This is a genomic window from Streptomyces sp. NPDC058671 (assembly GCF_042716475.1).
GTDB lineage: Bacteria > Actinomycetota > Actinomycetes > Streptomycetales > Streptomycetaceae > Streptomyces.
In genome coordinates this window covers 55,545-76,683 of record NZ_JBHXSA010000015.1, presented here as the reverse complement: position 1 = coordinate 76,683, position 21,139 = coordinate 55,545, and the positions used below count along the sequence as shown (strand labels likewise).

The 21,139-nt window shown below is 71.4% G+C and carries 19 protein-coding genes and 1 pseudogene; 4 read left to right on the top strand and 16 right to left on the bottom strand.

Translation table 11 applies throughout. From position 1 onward, the window contains the following. Window positions 1-70: 70 nt before the first annotated feature. Together ACFWV2_RS19930 and ACFWV2_RS19925 are read right to left on the bottom strand one after the other, a co-directional pair. The gene (locus tag ACFWV2_RS19930) at window positions 71-1,882 is read right to left on the bottom strand and encodes an ABC transporter permease/substrate binding protein (protein WP_384406312.1); all 1,812 of its coding nucleotides are present in this window, start codon (window positions 1,880-1,882) and stop codon (window positions 71-73) included. Next, complete coding sequence (locus tag ACFWV2_RS19925) at window positions 1,875-2,927, bottom strand: glycine betaine/L-proline ABC transporter ATP-binding protein (RefSeq protein ID WP_384406311.1); 1,053 nt, start codon at window positions 2,925-2,927, stop codon at window positions 1,875-1,877. Before ACFWV2_RS19925 ends, ACFWV2_RS19930 begins: the two co-directional genes overlap by 8 nt. Before the next feature lie 310 nt (window positions 2,928-3,237). Here ACFWV2_RS19925 and ACFWV2_RS19920 point away from each other — a divergent pair, with 310 nt between their 5' ends. Beyond that, complete coding sequence (locus ACFWV2_RS19920; RefSeq protein ID WP_384406407.1) at window positions 3,238-4,143, top strand: 5'-3' exonuclease H3TH domain-containing protein; 906 nt, start codon at window positions 3,238-3,240, stop codon at window positions 4,141-4,143. 198 nt (window positions 4,144-4,341) lie between these two features. After that, window positions 4,342-5,178: a siderophore-interacting protein gene (locus tag ACFWV2_RS19915; protein ID WP_384406310.1), complete on the top strand. Its 837-nt coding sequence runs from the start codon at window positions 4,342-4,344 to the stop codon at window positions 5,176-5,178. A 293-nt stretch (window positions 5,179-5,471) separates the two neighbouring features. Here the strand turns inward: ACFWV2_RS19915 and ACFWV2_RS19910 are convergent, their stop codons facing one another. Further along, window positions 5,472-6,017, bottom strand: coding sequence for a MerR family transcriptional regulator (locus tag ACFWV2_RS19910; protein ID WP_384406309.1), 546 nt, complete (start codon window positions 6,015-6,017; stop codon window positions 5,472-5,474). Between ACFWV2_RS19910 and ACFWV2_RS19905 the strand changes: the two are divergent. Together ACFWV2_RS19905 and ACFWV2_RS19900 are read left to right on the top strand one after the other, a co-directional pair. After that, window positions 5,986-6,273, top strand: a pseudogene (locus ACFWV2_RS19905) (abscisic acid-deficient protein Aba4 family protein); the annotation flags it as partial. The gene ACFWV2_RS19910 and the pseudogene ACFWV2_RS19905 sit on opposite strands and share 32 nt — an antisense overlap. Before the next feature lie 4 nt (window positions 6,274-6,277). Beyond that, window positions 6,278-7,216, top strand: a complete 939-nt coding sequence (locus ACFWV2_RS19900) for an ADP-ribosylglycohydrolase family protein (protein WP_384406308.1) — start codon at window positions 6,278-6,280, stop codon at window positions 7,214-7,216. Between the two features lie 25 nt (window positions 7,217-7,241). On the opposite strand, the gene ACFWV2_RS19895 is transcribed toward ACFWV2_RS19900, so the two are convergent. From ACFWV2_RS19895 to ACFWV2_RS19835, 13 genes are all read right to left on the bottom strand, one after another. Then, window positions 7,242-8,639 (bottom strand): cytochrome P450, encoded by a 1,398-nt coding sequence (locus tag ACFWV2_RS19895; RefSeq protein ID WP_384406307.1) that lies wholly within the window; start codon window positions 8,637-8,639, stop codon window positions 7,242-7,244. A gap of 189 nt (window positions 8,640-8,828) precedes the next feature. After that, entirely contained in the window at window positions 8,829-11,657 is a 2,829-nt protein-coding gene (locus ACFWV2_RS19890) for a DEAD/DEAH box helicase (protein ID WP_384406306.1), read from the bottom strand. Between the two features lie 44 nt (window positions 11,658-11,701). Then, window positions 11,702-12,700: a diacylglycerol kinase gene (locus ACFWV2_RS19885; RefSeq protein ID WP_384406305.1), complete on the bottom strand. Its 999-nt coding sequence runs from the start codon at window positions 12,698-12,700 to the stop codon at window positions 11,702-11,704. 41 nt (window positions 12,701-12,741) lie between these two features. Continuing rightward, window positions 12,742-13,644 carry a twin-arginine translocase subunit TatC gene (gene tatC / locus ACFWV2_RS19880; RefSeq protein WP_384406406.1) on the bottom strand — a complete coding sequence of 301 codons (903 nt, stop codon included), beginning with the start codon at window positions 13,642-13,644 and terminating at the stop codon, window positions 12,742-12,744. Between the two features lie 106 nt (window positions 13,645-13,750). Next, window positions 13,751-14,047, bottom strand: a complete 297-nt coding sequence (gene tatA, locus ACFWV2_RS19875; protein ID WP_384406304.1) for a Sec-independent protein translocase subunit TatA — start codon at window positions 14,045-14,047, stop codon at window positions 13,751-13,753. A 185-nt stretch (window positions 14,048-14,232) separates the two neighbouring features. Continuing rightward, a complete protein-coding gene (locus ACFWV2_RS19870) occupies window positions 14,233-14,430 on the bottom strand; it encodes a hypothetical protein (protein ID WP_384406303.1) in 198 nt (65 codons plus the stop codon). An 82-nt stretch (window positions 14,431-14,512) separates the two neighbouring features. Continuing rightward, the gene (locus ACFWV2_RS19865; protein WP_384406302.1) at window positions 14,513-14,776 is read right to left on the bottom strand and encodes a hypothetical protein; all 264 of its coding nucleotides are present in this window, start codon (window positions 14,774-14,776) and stop codon (window positions 14,513-14,515) included. Between the two features lie 57 nt (window positions 14,777-14,833). Next, window positions 14,834-15,799: a helix-turn-helix transcriptional regulator gene (locus tag ACFWV2_RS19860; RefSeq protein WP_384406301.1), complete on the bottom strand. Its 966-nt coding sequence runs from the start codon at window positions 15,797-15,799 to the stop codon at window positions 14,834-14,836. Window positions 15,800-15,815: 16 nt separating this feature from the next. Continuing rightward, window positions 15,816-16,772: a WYL domain-containing protein gene (locus tag ACFWV2_RS19855; protein WP_360792388.1), complete on the bottom strand. Its 957-nt coding sequence runs from the start codon at window positions 16,770-16,772 to the stop codon at window positions 15,816-15,818. A 154-nt stretch (window positions 16,773-16,926) separates the two neighbouring features. After that, on the bottom strand, window positions 16,927-17,307 hold the full coding sequence (locus tag ACFWV2_RS19850; RefSeq protein ID WP_384406300.1) for an FKBP-type peptidyl-prolyl cis-trans isomerase: 381 nt from the start codon (window positions 17,305-17,307) through the stop codon (window positions 16,927-16,929). A 43-nt stretch (window positions 17,308-17,350) separates the two neighbouring features. After that, on the bottom strand, window positions 17,351-18,292 hold the full coding sequence (locus ACFWV2_RS19845; RefSeq protein ID WP_384406299.1) for an FKBP-type peptidyl-prolyl cis-trans isomerase: 942 nt from the start codon (window positions 18,290-18,292) through the stop codon (window positions 17,351-17,353). A gap of 114 nt (window positions 18,293-18,406) precedes the next feature. Then, entirely contained in the window at window positions 18,407-19,768 is a 1,362-nt protein-coding gene (gene pafA, locus ACFWV2_RS19840; protein WP_359214521.1) for a Pup--protein ligase, read from the bottom strand. 69 nt (window positions 19,769-19,837) lie between these two features. Next, a complete protein-coding gene (locus ACFWV2_RS19835) occupies window positions 19,838-21,118 on the bottom strand; it encodes an MFS transporter (protein ID WP_384406298.1) in 1,281 nt (426 codons plus the stop codon). Window positions 21,119-21,139 lie beyond the last annotated feature (21 nt).

The following is a 21,139-nucleotide window of genomic DNA, read 5'->3' as shown; positions in this document are numbered from 1 at the left end:
AAGGGGTGGTCGCCGAACACGTTCGGCGACCACCCCTTTCCGGACAGCGCTCGGCTGTCCCCTGGAAGAGCTACCGCGGGGCGAGCTTCTCGGCGAGGCCGGGGTCGCGGTCCAGCCAGTCGCGGACGGCCTGCTGTTCCTTGCCCTTGCCGGTCTCCTGGATGACGGCCTCCAGGTCCGTGAGCTGCTTCTCGGTCAGCGCGAAGTCCTTCAGCCAGGCCGCGACCTCGGGGTTGTCCCCGGTGAATCCCTTACGGGCGAGGGTGTGGACGCCGTCGCCCTTGCCCCAGGAGCCCTTGGGGTCGGCGAGCTTCTTCAGGTCGTGGGCCGAGTAGGCCCAGTGGGGCGACCAGAGGGTGACGACGACGGGTTCCTTGCGCTCGTACGCGCGCTTCAGCTCGGCGAGCATGCCGGGCGTGGAGCCGTCGACGACCTCGTACTCACCCTCGAGGCCGTACTCCTTCAGCACCTTGTCCTTGAGGATGCCCATCATTCCGGCGCTGGGCTCGATGCCGACGATCCGGCCCTTGAACTGTCCCGCCTTGCCCTTGAGGTCGTCGAGGGAGTCGACGCCCTTCACGTAGGAGGGGACGGAGAGCTCCAGGGAGGTGGGGCCGTACCAGGAACCGAGGTCCTCCAGCTTGTTCCGGTACTTCTCCCAGTACTGGGCGTGGGTGACGGGGAGCCAGGCGTCCGTCTGGAAGTCGAGCTGCCCGCCGGCCAGGCCCGTGTAGAGGGCGCCGGCCTCCAGCTGCTTGGTGTCGACCTCGTAGCCCCGGCGCTCCAGGAGTTCCTTCCAGAGGTACGTGGAGGCGATGCCCTCGTCCCACGGGATGTAGCCGATGCTGATCTTCTTGCCGTTGCCGCCGTCCGGGCCCGAGGCTGCGGTGGACGTGGCACCGGAGCCGCCGAAGAGGCCCGTACCGCCGGCGACGAGGGCGAGGACGACGACACCGACGAGAGCGGTGACGGGCTGCGGACGGTGCGCCCAGAGCTTCGCGCCGGGCCGCTTCGCGCTCAGCGCCGCGCGGGCCTTGGCGGCGGCGCGGCGGCCCAGCGGGGAGACCTGGCGGCCGAGGGCGCCGGTCATCCGGTCCAGGTACATGGCGAGGACGACGATGGAGACCCCCGCCTCGAAGCCGAGGCCGATGTCGACGTTGCCGATGGCCCGGTAGACCGCGCCGCCGAGCCCGCCGCCGCCGACCATGCCGGCGATGACGACCATGGACAGGCCCAGCATGATGACCTGGTTGACGCCGGCCATGATCGTCGGCAGGGCGAGGGGCAGCTGGACGCGCAGCAGCGTGTTGCGCGGGGTGGTGCCGAAGGCCTCGGCCGCCTCGACGAGTTCGCCGTCCACCTGACGGATGCCCAGCTCGGTCATGCGGACGCCCGGGGGCAGCGCGAAGACGATGGTGGCGATGATGCCGGGGACCACGCCGACGCCGAAGAAGATGATGCCGGGGATGAGGTAGACCATCGCCGGCATGGTCTGCATGAAGTCGAGGACCGGCTGCAGGACGGCGCTGACGGTCTTCGAGCGCGCCGCCCGGATGCCGAGCGGTACGGCGATCACCAGGGTCACCAGGGTGGCGACGAGGACGAGCGAGAGCGTCGCCATGGCCTCGTCCCAGAGCTGGACCGAGTCGACGAGCGCGAATCCGGCGAAGGCGAGGACGCCGGCGGCGAAGCCGCGCAGCCACCAGGCGACGACGGCGAGGATGCCGGCGAAGAGCAGCGGATGGGGCGCGGACAGGACGGCGTCGATGCCGTCGTAGAGGCCGGTGACGCCGGTGCTGACGGCGTCGAAGAGCCACGAGAACCGGGCCTGGAGCCAGTCGACGGAACTGTCGACCCACTGGCCGAGGGGAAGCCTAGGCACGAGCGGTCACCGCCCCGCCGGTGAGACCGCCCATGGCGGCGAGGAGCCGTTCCTGCCGTACGACTCCGAGGACGCTGCCGTCGGAGTCCTCCACGGTCACGGGGTGCGGGGCACGGGCGGCGACGGCGCACAGGTCGGCGACGAGCGTGTCCGGTCCGACGGCCTGACAGGTGCAGTCGGCGGGGCAGTCGGCGGGGACGGCCCCGTCGGTCATGACGGCGGCGGCGGTGAGCACCCGGGAGCGGTCGACGTCCTGGATGAAGGAGGCGACGTAGTCGTCGGCCGGCCGGACGAGGATGTCCTCGGCGGTGCCGAGCTGCACGATCCTGCCGTCCCGCATGACCGCGATCCGGTCGCCGAGGCGCATGGCCTCGTTGAGGTCGTGGGTGATGAAGACGATCGTCTTCTTCAGCCGCTGCTGGAGGACGAGGAGCTGGTCCTGCATGTCGCGGCGGATGAGCGGGTCGAGCGCGCTGAAGGACTCGTCCATGAGGAGCAGGTCGGCGTCGGTGGCGAGGGCGCGGGCCAGACCGACCCGCTGCTGCATGCCGCCGGAGAGCTCGTCGGGCCAGGACTTCTCCCAGCCGGCGAGTCCGCACAGTTCGAGGGCCTCGGTGGCCCGGGTCTCCCGCTCGGCGCGGGGGACGCCCTGGACCTCCAGGCCGTAGGCGGCGTTCTCCAGGACGTTCCGGTGCGGGAAGAGCGCGAAGTGCTGGAAGACCATGCTGATCTTGGTCGAACGGACGGTGCGCAGTTCGCGGGGGGAGAGCGCGGTGAGGTCACGGCCGTCGAAGAGGACCCGTCCCGCCGTCGGTTCGAGCAGGCCGTTGAGCATGCGCAGGAGGGTGGACTTGCCGGACCCCGAGAGCCCCATCACGACGAAGATCTGACCGGGGTCGACGGTGAAACCGGCGTCCACGACGGCTGCTGTCGTCCCCTCGGCGCGCAGCTCCTCGCGGTCGGCACCGTCGACGAGCCTGCGGACGGCTTCGTCGGGTCGTCTGCCGAACACCTTGAACAGGTGGTCGGCCTGGAGCCTGGACACATACACCTCACGGATAGCAACGAGAAACGGCCCGCCACCCCCGCGCGGCCGGGCCGTGGAGCGGGCGGGATCGGCCCGCGGACCCGTCGCGTACAGGGGATTCCTCATCCTTCGATCCCGTACCGGGCTCCGCTCCGGGCTCGCGCATGCCCGGCTTCACAGGGTGCAAACGCAAAGGTGACGGGGGTCACGCGGGTGGGGCTAAGGCCGCGGGCAGGTTTCGGGTGTGAACGCGGTCGGGCGTGCGAGCCCGGCGCCAGCACCCCGGAGACGACCGAGCCCTAAAATGATGGGGGTGACCCGACGCCTGATGCTTCTCGACACCGCAAGCCTCTACTTCCGCGCCTACTTCGGCGTACCGGACTCCGTCCGTGCCCCCGACGGCTCCCCGGTGAACGCCGTGCGCGGGCTGCTCGACTTCATCACCCGACTCGTCCAGGACCACCGTCCGGACGACCTCGTGGCCTGTTGGGACGACGACTGGCGGCCGCAGTGGCGGGTGGACCTGATCCCCTCGTACAAGGCGCACCGGGTGGCCGTGTTGACGGAGAGCGGCCCGGACGAGGAGGAGATCCCGGACACGCTGTCGCCGCAGGTGCCGGTGATCGAGGAGGTCCTCGGGGCGCTCGGCATCGCCCGGGTGGGAGCGGCGGGGTACGAGGCGGACGACGTGATCGGGACGCTGACGGCACGCGCCGGGGGCCCGGTGGACATCGTGACGGGCGACCGGGACCTGTTCCAGCTGGTGGACGACGCGCGGGGCGTACGGGTGCTGTACCCGCGCAAGGGTGTCGGGGACTGCGACCTGGTGGACGCGGCACTGATCCGTACCAGGTACGGGGTGCGCCCCGACCAGTACGCGGACTTCGCGGCGCTGCGCGGGGACGCCAGTGACGGGCTGCCCGGGGTGAAGGGCATCGGCGAGAAGACGGCGGCGCAGCTGATCACGGAGTACGGCGATCTGGCGGGCGTGCGGGCGGCGGCGGAGGACCGGACGTCCAAGCTGACCCCGGCGAAGCGGCGCGGGATCGTGGAGGCGGCCGCGTACCTGGACGTGGCGCCGACGGTGGTACGGGTCGCCGGGGACGCGCCCCTGCCGGACTTCGACCCGGCCCTGCCGACGGCCCCCCGCGACCCGGCGGCGCTCGACGCCCTCGTGAAGCGCTGGGGCCTCGGCGGCGCGGTCGGACGGCTGCTGCCGGTCCTGGAGCGCTGAGCGGAGGGAGCGGGCGTACTGGGTGACCGGGCGTCGGGATGCTAGCTTAGGCATACCTAAGTAACCGTGTACCCCGCATACCTCGTGTCCTTCGAGTGCTTCGCGTCCGTCGACGCACGTCGAGCCCACCGGGGACGTCGAGACCCGAGGACGTCGAGACCCAAGGACGTCGAGCACGTCGAGTCAGGAGAGCCCCTCGTGGCAGAGCAGCCGGCCCGCAAGACACCCAAGGCCACCGAAGCGCGTGTGGTCCGTACCGAGCGGATCACCCCGCACATGGTGCGGGTGGTCCTGGGAGGCTCCGGCCTCGACGGCTTCGAGGTCGGCGAGTACACCGACCACTACGTGAAGCTGCTGTTCGCCCCGGAGGGGGTCGCCTACCCGGAGCCCTTCGACATGGAGCGGATCCGGGCGGAGTTCCCCCGCGACCAGTGGCCGACGACGCGGACGTACACGGTACGGGCCTGGGACCCGGTCCACCGCGAGCTGACCGTCGACTTCGTCGTCCACGGCGACGAAGGCCTCGCGGGCCCCTGGGCGGCGCGGGCGACGGCGGGCGAGACGGTGCGCTTCCTGGGGCCCGGCGGCGGCTACACGCCGGACCCGGCTGCGGACTGGCACCTGCTCGTGGGCGACGAGAGCGCGCTGCCGGCCATCGCGGTGGCCCTGGAGGCGCTGCCCGCCGGGGCGCGGGTGCACGCCTTCGTGGAGATCGCGGGCGCGGCCGAGGAGCAGAAGTTCGCGACGGCCGCGGGGGTCGACGTGACGTGGCTGCACCGGGGCGACCGCCGGACGGGCGAGGCCCTCGTGGAGGCGGTGCAGGCCCTGGACTTCCCGGCGGGCGACGTGCATGCCTTCGTCCACGGCGAGGCGGGCTTCGTGAAGGAGCTCCGCCGCCACCTGCGTCTCGACCGCGGGGTTCCGCGCGAGCGGCTTTCGATCTCGGGCTACTGGCGCCTGGGCAAGTCGGACGAGGCGTGGCGCGCGATCAAGCGCGAGTGGAACGACCAGGTGGAGCGCGAGCAGGAGAGCTGAGCCGGGGGGGCGTGACCTCGGGGGAAGAGACCCGGGTGAAGTGACCTGGGAGAAGTGACCTCAGGGGAAGTGGCCGAGGGGATCGGGAGTGGGGCCGGGGCCGAGGTGGCCCCGGCCCCACTCCCGTTCCCCGCCCGACCCGGCCCCGGCCCTCGCCACCTCGCGGCGCAGGCACAGCGATCCGGAGGGCCGCACGTCGCGCCGGGGACATCGCGGCCCATGTGACGGTGCCGTGCCGTCGAAGACACGGTCCGAGGGACGACGTCGCGCCACCGAAGCCCCTTTCCGCGGGCCTACGTCGCCCCACCGAAGACGCGGTCCGACGCGTCGATCTGGGCCATGCGCCGCAGAGCCGAGAAGATCACGTCGCCGATGACCGTGCCGACGACGACGCTCTCCACGAGTTCTTCGCGTGCCACACGGTGCGCCACGTACTCCAGGTCCGTCACCGCCACCCGCTCCGCCGCGTCCGCGTACACGTCAAGGACCTCGGCGAACGTGCCGTGGCCGACCTCACCGAGAACCGCCAGGGCCACGGCGAGGGCCTCCGACGCCGGGCTCTCCGGGTGGACCCGCCAGCCCCGCGCGGCGATCAGGGCCGCGACCTGCTCGCGCGCCTCCTCGACTCCGCCGCCCGGCTCGCGCTCGTAGCGCGGCACCATCCGGTCGGCCGCCGCGCCCAACACCTTGTGCACCGACCGCTCCGGGTCGTCGACCGCGACGATCACCTCGCGGATGCCCGCGACCGACAGGCCGCCCACATCGAGGAGCGCCCGGATCAGGCGGAGGCGCTGGACGTGCATCTCCGAGTTGTGGACGGCGGTCAGCAGCCCCGACATCGACACCTTCCGGGAGCTGGCGGCGCTCGCGAACGGTGCCGGGACGATCTGGGCGCAGATCATCGCCTGGGACCTGTTGCTGGGCCAGTGGATGTACCGCGAAGGCCGACGTCTCTCGGTCCCACCCCTCCTGATGGCCCCGCTCCTCCTCCTGGCGATCCTCCTCTCCCCCGTCGGCCTGCCCCTGTTCCTGGCGATCCGGTCGGTCTGGGCGTCCCGGGCCGTCGACCGGGCGGAGGAACCCGCTCTACGCTGACCGCGTGCGGGAAATCGATCGGGTGACGGGCGTCGTCCTCGGCTCAGCCGCGGGTGACGCCCTGGGCGCTCCCTTCGAGTTCGGGCTTCCCGGTGCCTTCCGGGAACGCTTCCCGGACGGCGTCGGCACGATGTGCGGGGGTGGCGGCTGGGATCCCGGCGAGGCCACGGACGATACGCAGATGGCCGTCCTCGTCGGGGACTCGCTGCTCGAACGGGGCGGTCTCGACCTGCGGGACCTCTTCGACCGGTTCCGCCGCTGGGCGGCGGCCGAGCCGAAGGACATCGGCCTGCAGACGGAACAGGTCCTGCTCGGCGGAGACCCCTGGGACATGGCGGCCGCGCTGCACTTCCAGATCAACGCGCGCGCCGCAGGCAACGGGTCGCTGATGCGGGCCTCCACCTCCGCCGTGAACTTCGCGGCGCGGGGTAGGACCGCGACGATGGACGCCGCCCGCCGGATCAGCGCCCTGACCCATGGTGACGCCGCGGCCTGGGAAGGGACGGCCATCCTCCACGAGCTGATCCGTGTCGCCCTCCTCGGCGAGGACCCGGTGGCCGCCGTGCCCGCGTCCCTCGCCCGGGTCGCTCCGGCGCACCGGGAGCGCTGGGCGACGGCCCTCGCCCCCGGCTGGCACCCGGACCACGCCACCGAGTTCAACGGCGCGGTCTGGCCCTGCCTGGGCTCGGCCGTGTGGGCGCTGCGCACGACCGGCTCCTTCGAGGAGGCCCTTGTCGCGGCGGTCGACCTGGGCGGGGACACCGACACCGTGGCTGCGGTGACCGGCATGCTCGCGGGCGCTGTGCACGGTGCCGCCGCGATTCCCCGCCGTTGGACGTCCACGCTGCATGTGCCTCTGCCGGGTTCGAACGGCCGGGTCCTGCGCGCCGACGACCTGCGGGACCTGGCGGTGGCCCTGGCGGTGGGCACCCGTCCTTCCTGATCGGCTGCCCTCCGTCGCGTACGCCTCAGCGCCGCGCGCGGACCGTTGCCAGGACATCGCGGTCCGGTTGGAGGGTGAGGCTGGGGACCGGGCGGATGTCGTCGGTGGTGAGGTCCAGGTGGTGGCGGCGGGCGAGGACGGCGAGGACCAGGACGGCTTCGACGAGGGCGAAGCGGGTGCCGAGGCAGACGCGGGGGCCGCCGCCGAAGGGGAACCAGGCGTATTCGGGTATGTCCTCGGCGGGTTCGCCGTCCTCGGTCGTGAGCCAGCGCTCGGGGCGGAAGGCCTCCGCGTCGCCGTACCAGCGGGGGTCGCGGTGGGTGGCCCACTGGCTGGTCCAGACGCGGGTGCCAACCGGGACGGCCCTGCCGCCGAGGGTGGCGCCTTCCCCGGCCAGTCCGGTGATGAGCCAGATCGTCGGGTAGAGCCGCAGGGTCTCCTTGATGACGGCCTGGGTGTAGGTGAGGGACGCGTAGTCGTCGTAGCCGGGTTCGCGGTCGGTGAGGACCCGGTCGAGTTCTTCGGTGAGGGTGTCGCGGACCCCGGGGTTGCGGGAGAGCAGGTACCAGGCCCAGACGAGGGTGGAGCTGGTCGTCTCGTGGCCGCCGATGTACAGGGTGACCGTCTCGTCGCGGATCTCCTGGTCGGTGAGTGGCGTTCCGGTCTCGTCGCGGGCGGCGAGGAGCCGGCTGAGCAGGTCGGGGCGCTCGGTCTCGCCGTCCCGGTGCCGGGAGACGACGCGGGAGACCTCCGCGTCGATGACGGCGGTGGCGCGTTTGATGCGGGCGCGGCCCGGGGTGGGGATCCAGTCGGGCAGGACGGCTCCGATGCCGCTGAACTCGGCCCCTATCTCCTTCTGGGCGATGTCCATGGCCTGGCCGATGGCTTCGGCGTCGGCGGCGGTGTCGACGCCGAAGATGGTGCGGACGGCGATGAGTTGGGTGAGGGCGGCCATGTCCTTCTTGATGTCGACCTGCTGTCCGTCGGTCCACCGGTCGGCGAGTGCGACGGCGCAGTCGGTCATGGTCGTGGCGTAGGAGCGGACCTGCTTGGGGCGCACGGAGGGTTGCACGAGGGAGCGTTTGCGTCGCCAGTCGGCTCCTTTGGAGACGATGACGCCGTTGCCCAGGAGTGTGCGGAAGGCGATGCCGAGGTCGGGCTGGTCGAAGCTTCGCTCGACTTCGGTGAGGAGTTCGCCGACGGTGTCGGGGTGGGCGACGAACAGACAGGGCTTGCGTCCGAAGCGCCAGTGGACGAAGTCGCCGCGGTCCCTGAGCCGTTCGAAGAAGCCGAGGGGGTCCCTGCCGAACGCGGGCAGGTTTCCGAGGAGGGGTACTCCTCGGGGGCCCTTCGCGATTCCCGGCGACGGCGGTGCCGTGTCGCCGCGTGTCCCGGTGTGCGGATGACCGGCTCGCGTGGTCATGTGCGTCCCTCCCCAACTTGCCTGTCCTGCTGGTGAGTCCATGCAAGCGGAAGGGTCCTGCGGGCGCCACCCCTGTGGACAACGGCCTGTGGACAACGGCGAGGGGTGGGGTTCCCGGGAACGCGAGTGCCCGTGGCCTGGTCGCCACGGGCACTCGCCCCGAAGGGTAGGAAAGGAGAGGAGCGGTCGTCAGCCCACCGAGCTGTACGCGACGACACCCCTCAGCAGTGAGTCCACGGCCTTGCGGGCGTTCTTGGCGACGGTGCTGTTCTCCCTGGGCGCTGCCGCAGCGATCTGTCCGAGGACGTCGATGACCTGCTTGCACCAGCGGACGAAGTCTCCGGCGGGCATCTCGACCTCACGCAGCACTTCGTCGAGGCTCTTGTCGGAGGCCCACTGGTAGGCGGCCCAGGCGAATCCGAGGTCGGGTTCGCGCTGGCCCACCCCCTCCGCCTGGTTGATCTTGAACTCCTCTTCGAGGGCGTCGAGGCGGCCCCAGATCCTGACCATCTCACCGAGTGCCGCCTTGGCGTTGCCGGCGGGCAGCTTGGGTGCGACGGCGTCGTCGGACTGGCGGGCCTCGAACACCAACGCGGAGGCGCACGCGGCCAGTTCGGCCGGGGTGAGACCTTCCCAGACCCGGTCGCGGAGGCACTCGCTGGCGAGCAGGTCGAGCTCGCCATAGAGCCTGGCGAGCCGCTTGCCGTTGTCGGTGACGTCGCCGCCCCGGAGGTAGTCGAGCTCGGTGAGGAGGGCGACGATCCGGTCGAAGGTGCGGGCGATGGTGTTGGTGCGGCCCTCGATGCGCCGCTCCAGCTGCTGGGTGTCGCGCTGGAGACGGTGGTAGCGCTCGGCCCAGCGGGCGTGGTCCTCGCGCTCGTCGCAGCCGTGACAGGGGTGGGCGCGGATCTCGGTGCGGAGCCTGGCGATCTCGCGGTCGTCGGCGGCGGCGGAGCGCTGCTTCTGGTGGCGGTCCGGATTGATGTGTCCGGCCTTGCTGCGCAGCGCGGAGGCGAGGTCGCGGCGGGACTGCGGGGAGCGCGGGTTGAAGGACTTGGGGATCCTCATGCGCTCCAGCGCCTCGACGGGGACGGGGAAGTCGATGGAGGCGAGCCTCTTGACCTGTCGTTCCGCGGTGAGGACGAGGGGGCGTGGCCCGTCGTGGTGCTCGAAGCCGCGGTGGCCGTTGGTGCGGCCCGCGGGGATGCCGGGGTCGAGGACCAGGGCGAGTCCGGCGAACTTGCCGGTGGGGACGTGGATGACGTCGCCGGGCTTGAGCTTCTCCAGGGAGCCGGCGGCCTGGGCGCGGCGCTGGGCGGCGCCCTGCTTGGCCAGTTCGGTCTCGCGGTCCTTGAGGTCGCGGCGGAGCCGTGCGTACTCCTCGAAGTCTCCGAGGTGGCAGGTCATGCCCTCGCGGTAGCCGTCGAGTCCTTCTTCGTTCCTCTGCACCTGCTTGGAGATGCCGACGACGGAGCGGTCGGCCTGGAACTGGGCGAAGGAGGTTTCGAGGAGTTCGCGGGAGCGGTGCCGGCCGAACTGGTCGACGAGGTTGACCGCCATGTTGTACGAGGGCCGGAAGCTGGAGCGCAGGGGGTACGTGCGGGTGCCGGCGAGTCCGGCGAGGTGCTCGGGGTCGAGACCGCGCTGCCAGAGGACGACGGCGTGGCCTTCGACGTCGATGCCACGGCGTCCGGCGCGGCCGGTGAGCTGGGTGTACTCGCCGGGGGTGATGTCGGCGTGCTGTTCGCCGTTCCACTTGACGAGCTTTTCGAGGATGACGGTTCGCGCGGGCATGTTGATGCCGAGGGCGAGGGTCTCGGTGGCGAAGACGGCTTTCACGAGGCCGCGGACGAAGAGGTCTTCGACGACCTCCTTGAAGGTGGGGAGCATGCCGGCGTGGTGGGCGGCGATGCCCCGCTCCAGGGCTTCGAGCCACTCGTAGTAGCCGAGGACGTGGAGGTCCTCGCGGGGGATGGTGGCGGTGCGCTCCTCGACGATCTCGCGGACGCGTCGGCGTCCGTCGTCGTCGTTGAGGCGGAGTCCGGCGTAGAGGCACTGCTGGACGGCGGCCTCGCAGGCGGCGCGGCTGAAGATGAAGGTGATGGCGGGCAGGAGCCCTTCGGCGTCGAGGCGCTCGATGACCTCGGGGCGGCCGGGGGTCCAGATGCGGGAGCGCTGGCGGCGCTCGCGCTCGCGGTCGGCCTCGCGGACCATCTTGCCGCGGCGCCGGTCGCGCGGGTTGTACGTGCGCGTGTTCTCGGTGCGGGCGAGGCGGAGGAGGTCGGGGTTGACCTCGCGGCGGGAGGCGCCGCGGCCGCCGTGGTCGGTCTCCTCCTCGAAGAGGTCGTACATCCGGCGGCCGGCGAGGACGTGCTGCCAGAGTGGGACGGGGCGGCTCTCGGAGACGATGACCTCGGTGTCGCCGCGGACGGTGTCGAGCCAGTCGCCGAACTCCTCGGCGTTCGACACGGTGGCGGAGAGCGAGACGAGGGTGACGGATTCGGGGAGGTGGATGATCACTTCCTCCCAGACGGCGCCTCGGAAGCGGTCGGAGAGGTAGTGGACCTCGTCCATGACGACGTATCCGAGGCCGGAGAGGGCCTGCGATCCCGCGTACAGCATGTTGCGGAGGACTTCGGTGGTCATGACCACGATCGGCGCGTCGCCGTTGACGCTGTTGTCCCCGGTGAGGAGGCCGACCTTGTCGGCGCCGTAGCGCCTGACGAGGTCGGCGTACTTCTGGTTCGACAGTGCCTTGATGGGTGTCGTGTAGAAGCATTTGCGGCCCTGGGTGAGGGCCAGGTGGACGGCGAACTCGCCGACGATGGTCTTGCCGGAGCCCGTGGGCGCTGCGACGAGCACGCCCTTGCCCGCTTCGAGGGCCTGGCAGGCCTCGATCTGGAAGGGGTCCAGATCGAACTCGTACATCTCGCGGAAGGGGGCGAGCGCGGTGGCCTGCTCGGCGTTGCGGGCGCGGGCGGCCGCGTACGCCTCGGCTGGTGTGAGGTCCTCTGTCATCTTGTCGTCGAGCCTACCCGCCCCCTGTGACAGTGACGCGATCTTTATCGAGGGGATCGGGCGGATGTGGAGAGCCCCGGGCAGGGGGCCAGGACGCGCAGGGCGGCGGGTACGCATTCCACGGTGAGGGGCAGCGGGCCGAGGGGCTCGCCGTCGGCGTAGCCGGTGGTGCCGGGGGCGTCCAGGGTGAGGGAGCGGACGCGGTACGTGGTCACCTTGGGGTGGTCGAGGTGGGTGCCTTTGTAGACGAGGGGGAAGACCTTGATCAGGGTGGTGCGGTCGCAGTCCCCGACGACGGTGACGTCGAGGAGTCCGTCGTCGGTGCGGGCGTCGGCGCAGATGCGCATGCCGCCGCCGTAGGAGCTGCCGTTGCCGACGGCGACGAGGGTGGCGTCGGTCTCGACGACGTGTCCGTCGTCGAGGGTGAGGCGGTAGGGGACGGGCCGGAAGCCGGCGAGTTCGGCGATGATCGCGAGGTCGTAGGTGAAGCGTCCGGCGGGGATGCGCATGCGGTTGCCCCGGTCGTTGACGCGCGAGTCGAAACCTGAGGCGAGGACGGTGCCGTACCAGCGGCTGAGGGGGCGGCCGCCGGGGACGGTGGGGGCAGTGGGGCCGCCGGCCGGGGCTCCCGCGGCCGCGGGGCCGCGGTTGATCCGCCCCAGGTCGATGGTCCGGCCGCCGGTGGTCTTGAGGATCTCGGCGGTGACCCCGGCCGCGGCGCCCGGGTCCCGGACGGGCAGGCCGAGGGTGCGGGCGAAGTCGTTGCCGGTGCCCGCGGCGATGACACCGAGGGGGGTGCGGGTGCCGGCGACGGCTTGCAGGGCGAGGGAGACCAGGCCGTCGCCGCCGACGGCGACGAGGGCGCCGGTGCCCTCGGCGACGGCCTCACGGGCGCGGCTGAGGGCGTCGGCGGCGTCGTGTCCGAGGACGGTACGGACGGCGAAGCCCGCGTCCCTGAGGGCGCGGGCGGCGGGCCGGGCGGCGTGGGCGCCGCGACCGCGGCCCGCGGTGGGGTTGACGAAGAGGGTGATGTCGCTGGTCATGGGCGGTCCCCCCGGACGGAGTCTGGGGGGACCCTACAAGATCAGGTGATGTCGTCGTACCCGTTGACCCGGTGCGGACTGATCGCGCCGTGCTCTCCGGTGGCCTGCTCGGGCAAGGCGCGGGAGGCGGCGACCGGTTCGACGGCGGCGACGGCCTCGGGCCTGAGGTCGAGGGCGGACGCCTCGTCGTCGTCGAGTTCGGCGTCGGGGTCGCGGCGCCGGCGTCGCCGGTCGTTGAGGAGGGAGAAGCCGACGGCGCCGAAGTACAGGACGGTGATGGGGCCGGCGAGGGCGATCATGCCGATGGGGTCGGTGGTGGGGGTGATGATGGCGCCGAAGACGAAGACGCCCATGATCACACCGCGCCACCAGCCGGCCATGCGGCGGCCGGTGAGGACGCCGGTGAGGTTGAGCATGACCAGGACGAGCGGCAGCTCGAAGGCGAGACCGAAGACGAGCACCATGCGCAGGGTGAAGTCGAGGACGTCACCGAGGGAGAGGATGTTCGCGGAGCCGCTGGGCGTGAGGCTGATGAGAACCTTCACGCTGATGGGAAGGATGAGGTAGGCGAGGTAGGCGCCTGCGGAGAAGAGCGGTACGGCCGCGCCGACGAAGGCGTACGTGTACTTCTTCTCGCTCCTGTGCAGTCCGGGCGCGACGAAGGCCCAGAGCTGGTAGAGCCAGATGGGGCTCGCGACGACGAGGCCCGCGGTCAGCGACAGCTGGATCGTCGTGCTGAACGGCGCCATCAGCGTGTTGAAGGAGACGATCGCGCAGTTGCCACCGTCGCTGGTGACGTGCGGTGCGCAGGTGGGCACCGATCTCGTCAGGAACTGCATGAGCTCCTCGCTGTACACGAGGGCGACGATCGTCACCGCTGAGACGGCGAGGAGACCCTTCGCCAGTCGGTTGCGGAGTTCACGCAGGTGCTCCACGAGGGGCATCCGGCCCTCGGGATCCTTCTCCTGCTTGCGGGCAGACTTGGGCAACCCACGTCCTCATCTCGTGCGGCAGACCGCCGCCGGGGCGCGGCGGCCGCGGCGGACCGGGTCAGCGCTTGGTGGTGTCCGAGGGCTCGGTCACGGGACGCGAGCTGGTCACGTCTCCGGGAGCGGCCTGGATGGTGCGCGGGGCGGGCTGGTCCGTGGCGGTGGTGCCGGTGCCGGCGTGCGGCGGGTCGGCGGGGGCGCTCTGCTGGTCGTCCGACTTCATCGCCTTGGCCTCGCTCTTGAGGATGCGGGCGGACTTGCCGAGCGAGCGAGCCATGTCCGGGAGCTTCTTGGCGCCGAACAGCAGGATGATGACGACGAGGATCAGAATGATCTCGGTGGGGCCGAGCCTACCCATAGCTGTGTACCTTCTTCACCGAGGCGACATGGAGTGCGTGCCCGGCGGGTCGGACGGGTGTCCGGCCACCGCGCTGCCTGCGATCGTAACCCGCAGGAGTAAACACAGGGCAATGCCCGTGCATACTCCCGATTGCGTCCCGCGTGCCCGGTCCAGGGCCGCTTCGTGCAGCGTACGGCACGGACTCAGCGCAGGTTCTCGGCGGATCCGGCCAGTCCGGCGGCGGCGGTCTCCAGCTCTTCGGCGGCCTGGTTGATCCGCTGTGTGGTGAGTGCCACTTGACGGCCGAGGCGTTGGACTTCGAGGAAGACCTTGACGGCCAGGACGCCGAGGACGGCGAGGCCGAGGAAGCCGAGGGCGATGGCGAGCATGGGCCAGAACATGTGGTGAGCCTAGACGTTGGGCGGGGGGGGCGGCCGGGGCGTGGCCCGCTCGGGCAGGGGTGGAGGGGCCGTGGTGGGCCGCTCAGACGGTGGTGTGGAGGCGCAGGGTCCGGACGCCGCCGCCGGTGAGGAGTTCGACGATGCGTTCACCCGCGGGCTTGCGGACGGAGCTGCCGCACTCGGGGCAGGTGAAGGAGTAGAAGGTGGTGCGGCTGCTGGCGCCGATGGCGAGGCGCAGGGCGCTCGCGGAGAGTTCGAAGCGGGAGCGGCAGTCGGGACAGGCGGCCTTGAAGAGGACCGGGGCCATCGTCGCCACAGAACCGTGCATCACGGAGATTTCCCTCATCTCTCGACTCCCGCGTCAGCGGCTACGTCCGTCACTGCGTCCCCTCGGGGGAGAACGTCACTCGCCTTCGTAGGCGGCGAGCGCGGCGGCGGCCGCCGTCCTCGCGTTGTCGGCGAGTTCCTGCGGCGCGACGATCCGCCCGTCGCTGCCGAGCCGCAGCGCGAGCCGCCGCAGCGACGCCGGGTCCGGCGTACGGAGGGTGATCCGCAGCCCTCCGCCGGACAGCTCGTCGGCCCGGTCGTGGGGGTAGTACTCCGCGACCCAGCGGCCGCCGGGGCCGACCTCGATCACCACCTCGGGGTCGTCGGCGGACGGCTGGACGAGACCCGCGGAGAGGTCGCGCAGCTCCAGCTCCGGCGGCGCCGCGTGCTCGTCGAGGATGCGGATCTCGGCCACACGGTCCAGCCGGAAGGTGCGGCGCGCCTCGGAGAGCCGGCACCACGCCTCCATGTACGTGTGACCGACGGCGAACAGGCGGATCGGGTCGACCTCGCGCTCGGTGAGCTCGTCGCGCGCCGGCGAGTAGTAGCGCACCCACAGGCGGCGGCGCTCCGAGATCGCCCGGTCGACCTCGGCGAATACCCCGCCCTCCGATTCGAAGGTCACCGAGAGCCGGGAGCTGGCCCCGGCTGCCTCGCCTGCCGCGGCCTCCAGCTTGGCGGTGGCGCGCAGCAGCGCCTCCCGGTCGCTCTCGCGGAGTCCCGGCAGGGTGGCGACGGCACGCGCGGCGACGAGGAGGGCCGTCGCCTCGTCGGCGGCCAGCCGCAGCGGCGCGGCGGCCTCCGCGCTGAGCGCGCTCGGGTTGCGCCACCAGATCCGGTCGCCGTCGGTGTCGATGTCGAGGAGGTCGCCGCCGCGGAAACTGGTCCCGCACATGGGCAGCACGTCCAGGTCGGAGATCAGCTCGTCCTCGGTGATCCCGAAGGCGCGCGCGACGTCGGCGACGTGGGCGCCGGGGCGCTCGCGGAGGTAGGTGACGAGCGAGAGCATCCGCCTCGTCTGGTCGATCGCGTTGGCAGCCATGCGGTTCGTCTTCCCCTCAGCCCTTGGCCACGGCACGGAGCCGGTCCACCACATCGGCGCGCAGATCGGCCGGTTCCAGTACGACGACATCGGGACCGAACTCGACGAGCCAGGCGTCGAGCCCGTGCCCGTACGGGATCTCCAGCTCGTCCCAGCCGTCGGTGCCCTCGCGTACGGACTGGGCGCGGGCCCGCAGGGGGTAACCGCAGCCGGTGCGCAGCCGGATCCTGGCCGAGCGGGTGGCGGTCTCCCCCGCCCAGCTCTCCACGGTCTCCCGGACGGTGACGACGTCGGGCACGGGTGCGGTGAAGGCGCCGGCCCGGGAGCGGACCTTGCCGGTGATCCGGGAGAGGCGGAAGACGCGCTCCGCGCCGCGGTCGCGGTCCCAGCCGGCCAGGTACCAGTGGCCGCGCCAGCATTCGAGGGTCCAGGGCTCGACCTGGCGGGTGCCGGGGCGGGCGGCGTTGGCCTTGCGGTAGTCGAAGACGACGGGCCGGCGGTCGCGGCAGGCCAGCATCAGCGGTTCGAAGGCGGCCTCGTGGACGGGGATGCGGGGTTCGAGGGCGCTGGGCTGGGTGTCGTACGAGTCCTCCGCCTCCGGCATGCCGGCGGCGCGGAGCTTCTGCAGGGCGCCGCTGGCGGCGCCGGCGAGGCGGGCCTGCTGCCAGACCTTCGCGGCGAGGCCGAGTGCGGCGGCCTCCTCGGCGTCGAGGGTGATGGGCGGCAGCCGGTTGGAGTCGCGGCGGGCGAGGTAGCCGGTCTCGCCCTCCAGGTTCTCCACGGTCTCGATGACGAGGCCGAGCTCGCGCAGATCGTCCTTGTCGCGCTCGAACATACGGTTGAAGGCGTCGTCGCCGCCGGCTTCGAGGTAGGCCTCGATGGAGCCGCGGAGTTCCCGCTTGCTCAGCGGACGGCGTGTCCCGAGGAGGCACAGCGCGAGATTCATCAGCCGCTCGGACTTGGCAATCGCCATCGACGCCCCGCACCTCTTTTGCCGGATCCACTTGTCGGACGTCCGACCGTACCGCCCCGGGGTGTCGGGGCCCAAGCCGAGGGCCCCCGCCGTGGACGGCGGGGGCCCTCACAGGACCGTCACGGGCCGGGACGGTGCCCGGCCGGGTTGGGGGTCAGCGCTTGGTGACGCCCACGAGGTCGCAGACGAAGATCAGCGCCTCGCCCGGGGCGATCTTGCCGCCGGCACCGCGGTCGCCGTAGGCGAGGTCCGCGGGGATGACCAGCTGGCGGCGGCCGCCGACCTTCATGCCCTGGACGCCACGGTCCCAGCCCTGGATGACCTGGCCGGCGCCGAGGTTGAAGTCGAGCGGGGCGCCGCGGTTCCAGGAGGCGTCGAACTCCTCGCCGGAGTCGAAGGACACACCGACGTAGTGGACCTTCACGAAGTCACCGGCTTCGGCGAGCTCGCCGTCGCCCTCCCAGATGTCCTTGATCTCCAGGTCCTTCGGCGGCTCGCCACCCGGGAAGTCGATCTCGGGCTTCTCGATGCTCACTGAACTGCTCCTCATGCTGATGAACTGCGTGATCGGGACAGTCTTACACCTTCGTGAGGATGTCCATGGCGAACACCAGCGTGGAGTTCTTCGGAATCCCCTGCTGCTCCTTGTCGCCGAACGCCGTCGCCGGCGGGGCGACGATCAGGACGCGGCTGCCGACCTTCTTGCCGACGAGGCCGTCCTTGAGGCCCTTCAGCGTGAGGTTGGCGAGCGGGAAGGTCGCGGGCTTGCCGCCGGTGTACGTCGAGTCGAAGACCTTGCCGTCCTTCCAGAGGGCGGCGACGTAGTTCACGACGACCGTGTCGGTGGCCTTCACGGCCTCGCCGCCGCCCTCGATCACGTAGTTCGAGACGAGCTTCGTCGGCGGGGCGACCTTCGGGACGGTCAGCGTGGGCGCCTTGCCGTCGGTGTTCACCCCGACCTTCGGCAGGTCCTTGTTCTCCTGGGCGACCGGGGTGCCCGTGGCGGACTTCGGGATCGTGACGGCCTTCAGGATGTCCACGACGAAGACGAGGGTGGCGTTGGGCCCGATCTTCGGCGGCGAACCCTTCTCGCCGTAGCCGAGCTCCGGCGGGATGCCGATCTCGACGCGGCTGCCGACCTTCTGGCCCTCCAGGCCCTGGTCCCAGCCCTTGATCACGCCGCCCTCGCCGAGCGTCAGGCTGAACGGCTCGCCGCGGTCGAAGCTGTTGTCGAAGGGGGTGGTGGAGTCCCAGGCCTGACCCAGGTAGTTCACCTGGATCGAGTCGCCCTTCTTCGTCACCGCGCCTTTGCCCTCGCTGATGACGTTGACCTCGAGTTCCTTGGGCGGGTCGCCCTCGCCCTTGGAGAGGGTCGGCTTCTCCCCGAACTTCTGACCCGCGGTGATGGCGGGCAGTCCGTTCTTCATCGAGGCGGAATCGGAGCCCTTGTCGTCGCTGCCGCACGCCGCTGTCGAGAGCAGCAGCAGCGGGACGACGAGAAGGCCGGCAAGTCGGCGCACGTGTTCCTCAGATCTCAGACGGCACAGTAGTTGTGCCGACACTCTAGGGGACCCTCCTGTCACGTCGAGGGCCCCGCACGCCAAACGTGCGGGGCCCTGGCCGGTACGACCTGCCTACATTCCGGCGATCAGTTTTTCGACCCGGTCGTCGACGGAGCGGAACGGGTCCTTGCACAACACCGTGCGCTGCGCCTGGTCGTTCAGCTTGAGGTGGACCCAGTCGACGGTGAAGTCCCGCCGCTGCTCCTGTGCGCGGCGGATGAAATCGCCGCGCAGCCTGGCCCGAGTGGTCTGCGGGGGCACCGACTTGCCCTCGAAGATCTTCAGGTCGTTGCAGATCCGCGCCGCCTGCCCGTTCTTCTGGAGCAGGTAGTAGAGCCCACGACGGCGGTGGATGTCGTGGTACGCGAGGTCTATCTGCGCGACCCTCGGGTTCGACATGGTCATGTTGTGCTTGGCCCGGTAGCGCTCGATGAGCCGGTGCTTCATGACCCAGTCGATCTCGGTCTCGATGCGGTCGAGGCGCTCGCTCTCGATCGCGTCGAGCGTGCGGCCCCACAGCTCCAGGACCTGGGCGACCGTGCCGGTCCGGATGCCCCGCCGGTCCACGAAGTCGACGGCCTTCTCGTAGTACTCGCGCTGGACCTCGAGGGCGGAGGCCTCGCGGCCGCTGGCGAGCCGGACCTTGCGCTGTCCGGTGATGTCGTGGCTGACCTCGCGGATGGCCCGGATGGGGTTCTCCAGGGTGAGGTCGCGCATCACCGTGCCCGCCTCGATCATGCGGAGCACCAGGTCGGTGGCGCCGACCTTGAGCAGCATGGTCGTCTCGGACATGTTCGAGTCGCCGACGATGACGTGCAGCCGGCGGTAGCGCTCGGCGTCGGCGTGCGGCTCGTCGCGGGTGTTGATGATGGGCCGCGAGCGGGTGGTCGCGGAGCTGACGCCCTCCCAGATGTGCTCGGCGCGCTGGGAGACGCAGAACACCGCGCCCCGCGGGGTCTGGAGGACCTTCCCCGCGCCGCAGATGAGCTGCCGGGTGACCAGGAACGGAATGAGGATGTCCGCGAGCCGGGAGAACTCTCCGTGACGGGCGACGAGATAGTTCTCGTGGCATCCGTAGGAGTTTCCGGCCGAGTCGGTGTTGTTCTTGAAGAGGTAGACGTCGCCTGCGATTCCCTCCTCGTGCAGGCGGCGTTCGGCGTCGACGAGCAGGCCCTCGAGAATGCGCTCGCCGGCCTTGTCGTGGGTGACCAGTTCGGTCACGTCGTCGCATTCCGGTGTGGCGTATTCCGGATGCGATCCCACGTCCAGGTACAGGCGGGCGCCGTTCCGCAGGAAGACATTGCTGCTGCGGCCCCATGACACGACACGGCGGAAGAGGTAGCGCGCCACTTCGTCAGGAGACAGTCGGCGCTGTCCCCTGAACGTGCACGTGACGCCGTACTCGTTCTCCAGCCCGAAAATGCGGCGGTCCATGTCTGAACATTACGCCTGACGGCCTGTGCTGAAACCGGGTTGGGCGTTCCCGTTTCGATCATTTTCCGATCAGTGCGTGTTCTTTTCGCTGTGTACGGGGGTGGGGGCGCCCGCGCCCACGGCGTGTCGCGGGTCGGCCGCGGGGGTGTCGGAGGCCAGGGGCGCGCCGAGGGCGCGGCCGGTCGCCAGGAGGACGAGGAAGGCGACCAGACCGCCCGCTCCGGCGACGGCGAAACCGGAGACGGTCCCCGCGAGTTCCACGGCGGGTCCCGCCACGGCCGAGCCGAGGGCGGAGCCGACTCCGAAGGTCGTGACGAGCCAGGAGAAGGCCTCGGTCACGGTGCCGCGCGGCGCGTGCCGGTCCACGACGATGAAGGCGCAGGCGAGCGCGGGCGCCAGGAAGACGCCGGCGAGGGCCGAGAGACCGGTCATGGCGACGGGGCCGGGCGTGAGGACGAGCGGCAGGTAGCAGACCGCGAGGAGCAGGACGAGCACGCGGAGCCGCCGCTCGGGGGCGCCGGACCACCGGCGCGCGCCGTAGACGACGCCGCCGAGGAGCGCGCCGAGGCCGAGGGCCGCCATCAGCCAGCCGTAGACGGACGGGGCGCCGCGGTCGTCGGCGTAGGCGACGGCGGCGACGGTGATGGAGCCGAGGGCGAGGCCGACGAAGAAGAAGGAGCCGAGGAGGGCGAGGAGTCCCGGTGAGCGCAGGGCGCCCAGCCAGTGGGCCTCCCGGGGCGCGGAGCGCCAGGTGCGGGAGGGCTCGGAGAGGATGACGGAGAGGGCGCCGAGGACGCCGAGGAGGTTGATGACGAGGAGGGCGGCGGCGGGCGACCAGAGGGAGACGAGGAGGGTCAGCAGAAGGGGGCCCGCGGTGAACATGACCTCCTGCGCGACCGCGTCGAGGGCGTACGCCCGGTGGACCCGGTCCTCGCGGCCGAGGACGCCGGGCCAGAGGGCCCGCAGTCCGCCTTCGAGGGGCGGGGTGAAGAGGCCGGCGAGGACGACGGCCGCGTACGCGAGCGGGAGGTGGCCGATGCCGGTCAGGGCGAGGACCGCCATGCCGAGGGCGGAGAGGGCCGCGGCGGGGAGCTGGACCCGGGGCTGGCCCTTGAGGTCGACGGCGCGGCCGAGAAGGGGCTGGCCGACGGCGGTGGCGACGCCGTAGGCGGCGATGAGGCCGCCGGCGAGGGTGTAGCTGCCGCCCTGGTCGCGGACGAAGAGGGTGAGGGCGACGGGGCCGGTGCCGTTGGGCAGGCGTCCGAGCAGGGTGCCGGCGAGCAGCCGGGCGGCGTGCGGCGCCCGGAGTATGTCGAGATAGCCGCCGTGTGCCGACGCCTCGGTGGCCATGTGGTCTCCCCTCGCCTCGGA

Bases quoted from the DNA above. Each gene is read 5' to 3' on its own strand.
- ACFWV2_RS19920 (WP_384406407.1), top strand. From the start codon at position 3,238: ATGCTTCTCGACACCGCAAGCCTCTACTTCCGCGCCTACTTCGGCGTA.
- ACFWV2_RS19910 (WP_384406309.1), bottom strand. From the start codon at position 6,017: ATGTCGGGGCTGCTGACCGCCGTCCACAACTCGGAGATGCACGTCCAG.
- ACFWV2_RS19895 (WP_384406307.1), bottom strand. From the start codon at position 8,639: ATGACCACGCGAGCCGGTCATCCGCACACCGGGACACGCGGCGACACG.
- ACFWV2_RS19890 (WP_384406306.1), bottom strand. From the start codon at position 11,657: ATGACAGAGGACCTCACACCAGCCGAGGCGTACGCGGCCGCCCGCGCC.
- ACFWV2_RS19885 (WP_384406305.1), bottom strand. From the start codon at position 12,700: ATGACCAGCGACATCACCCTCTTCGTCAACCCCACCGCGGGCCGCGGT.
- tatC (WP_384406406.1), bottom strand. From the start codon at position 13,644: ATGCCCCTCGTGGAGCACCTGCGTGAACTCCGCAACCGACTGGCGAAG.
- tatA (WP_384406304.1), bottom strand. From the start codon at position 14,047: ATGGGTAGGCTCGGCCCCACCGAGATCATTCTGATCCTCGTCGTCATC.
- ACFWV2_RS19870 (WP_384406303.1), bottom strand. From the start codon at position 14,430: ATGTTCTGGCCCATGCTCGCCATCGCCCTCGGCTTCCTCGGCCTCGCC.
- ACFWV2_RS19865 (WP_384406302.1), bottom strand. From the start codon at position 14,776: ATGAGGGAAATCTCCGTGATGCACGGTTCTGTGGCGACGATGGCCCCG.
- ACFWV2_RS19860 (WP_384406301.1), bottom strand. From the start codon at position 15,799: ATGGCTGCCAACGCGATCGACCAGACGAGGCGGATGCTCTCGCTCGTC.
- ACFWV2_RS19855 (WP_360792388.1), bottom strand. From the start codon at position 16,772: ATGGCGATTGCCAAGTCCGAGCGGCTGATGAATCTCGCGCTGTGCCTC.
- pafA (WP_359214521.1), bottom strand. From the start codon at position 19,768: ATGGACCGCCGCATTTTCGGGCTGGAGAACGAGTACGGCGTCACGTGC.
- ACFWV2_RS19835 (WP_384406298.1), bottom strand. From the start codon at position 21,118: ATGGCCACCGAGGCGTCGGCACACGGCGGCTATCTCGACATACTCCGG.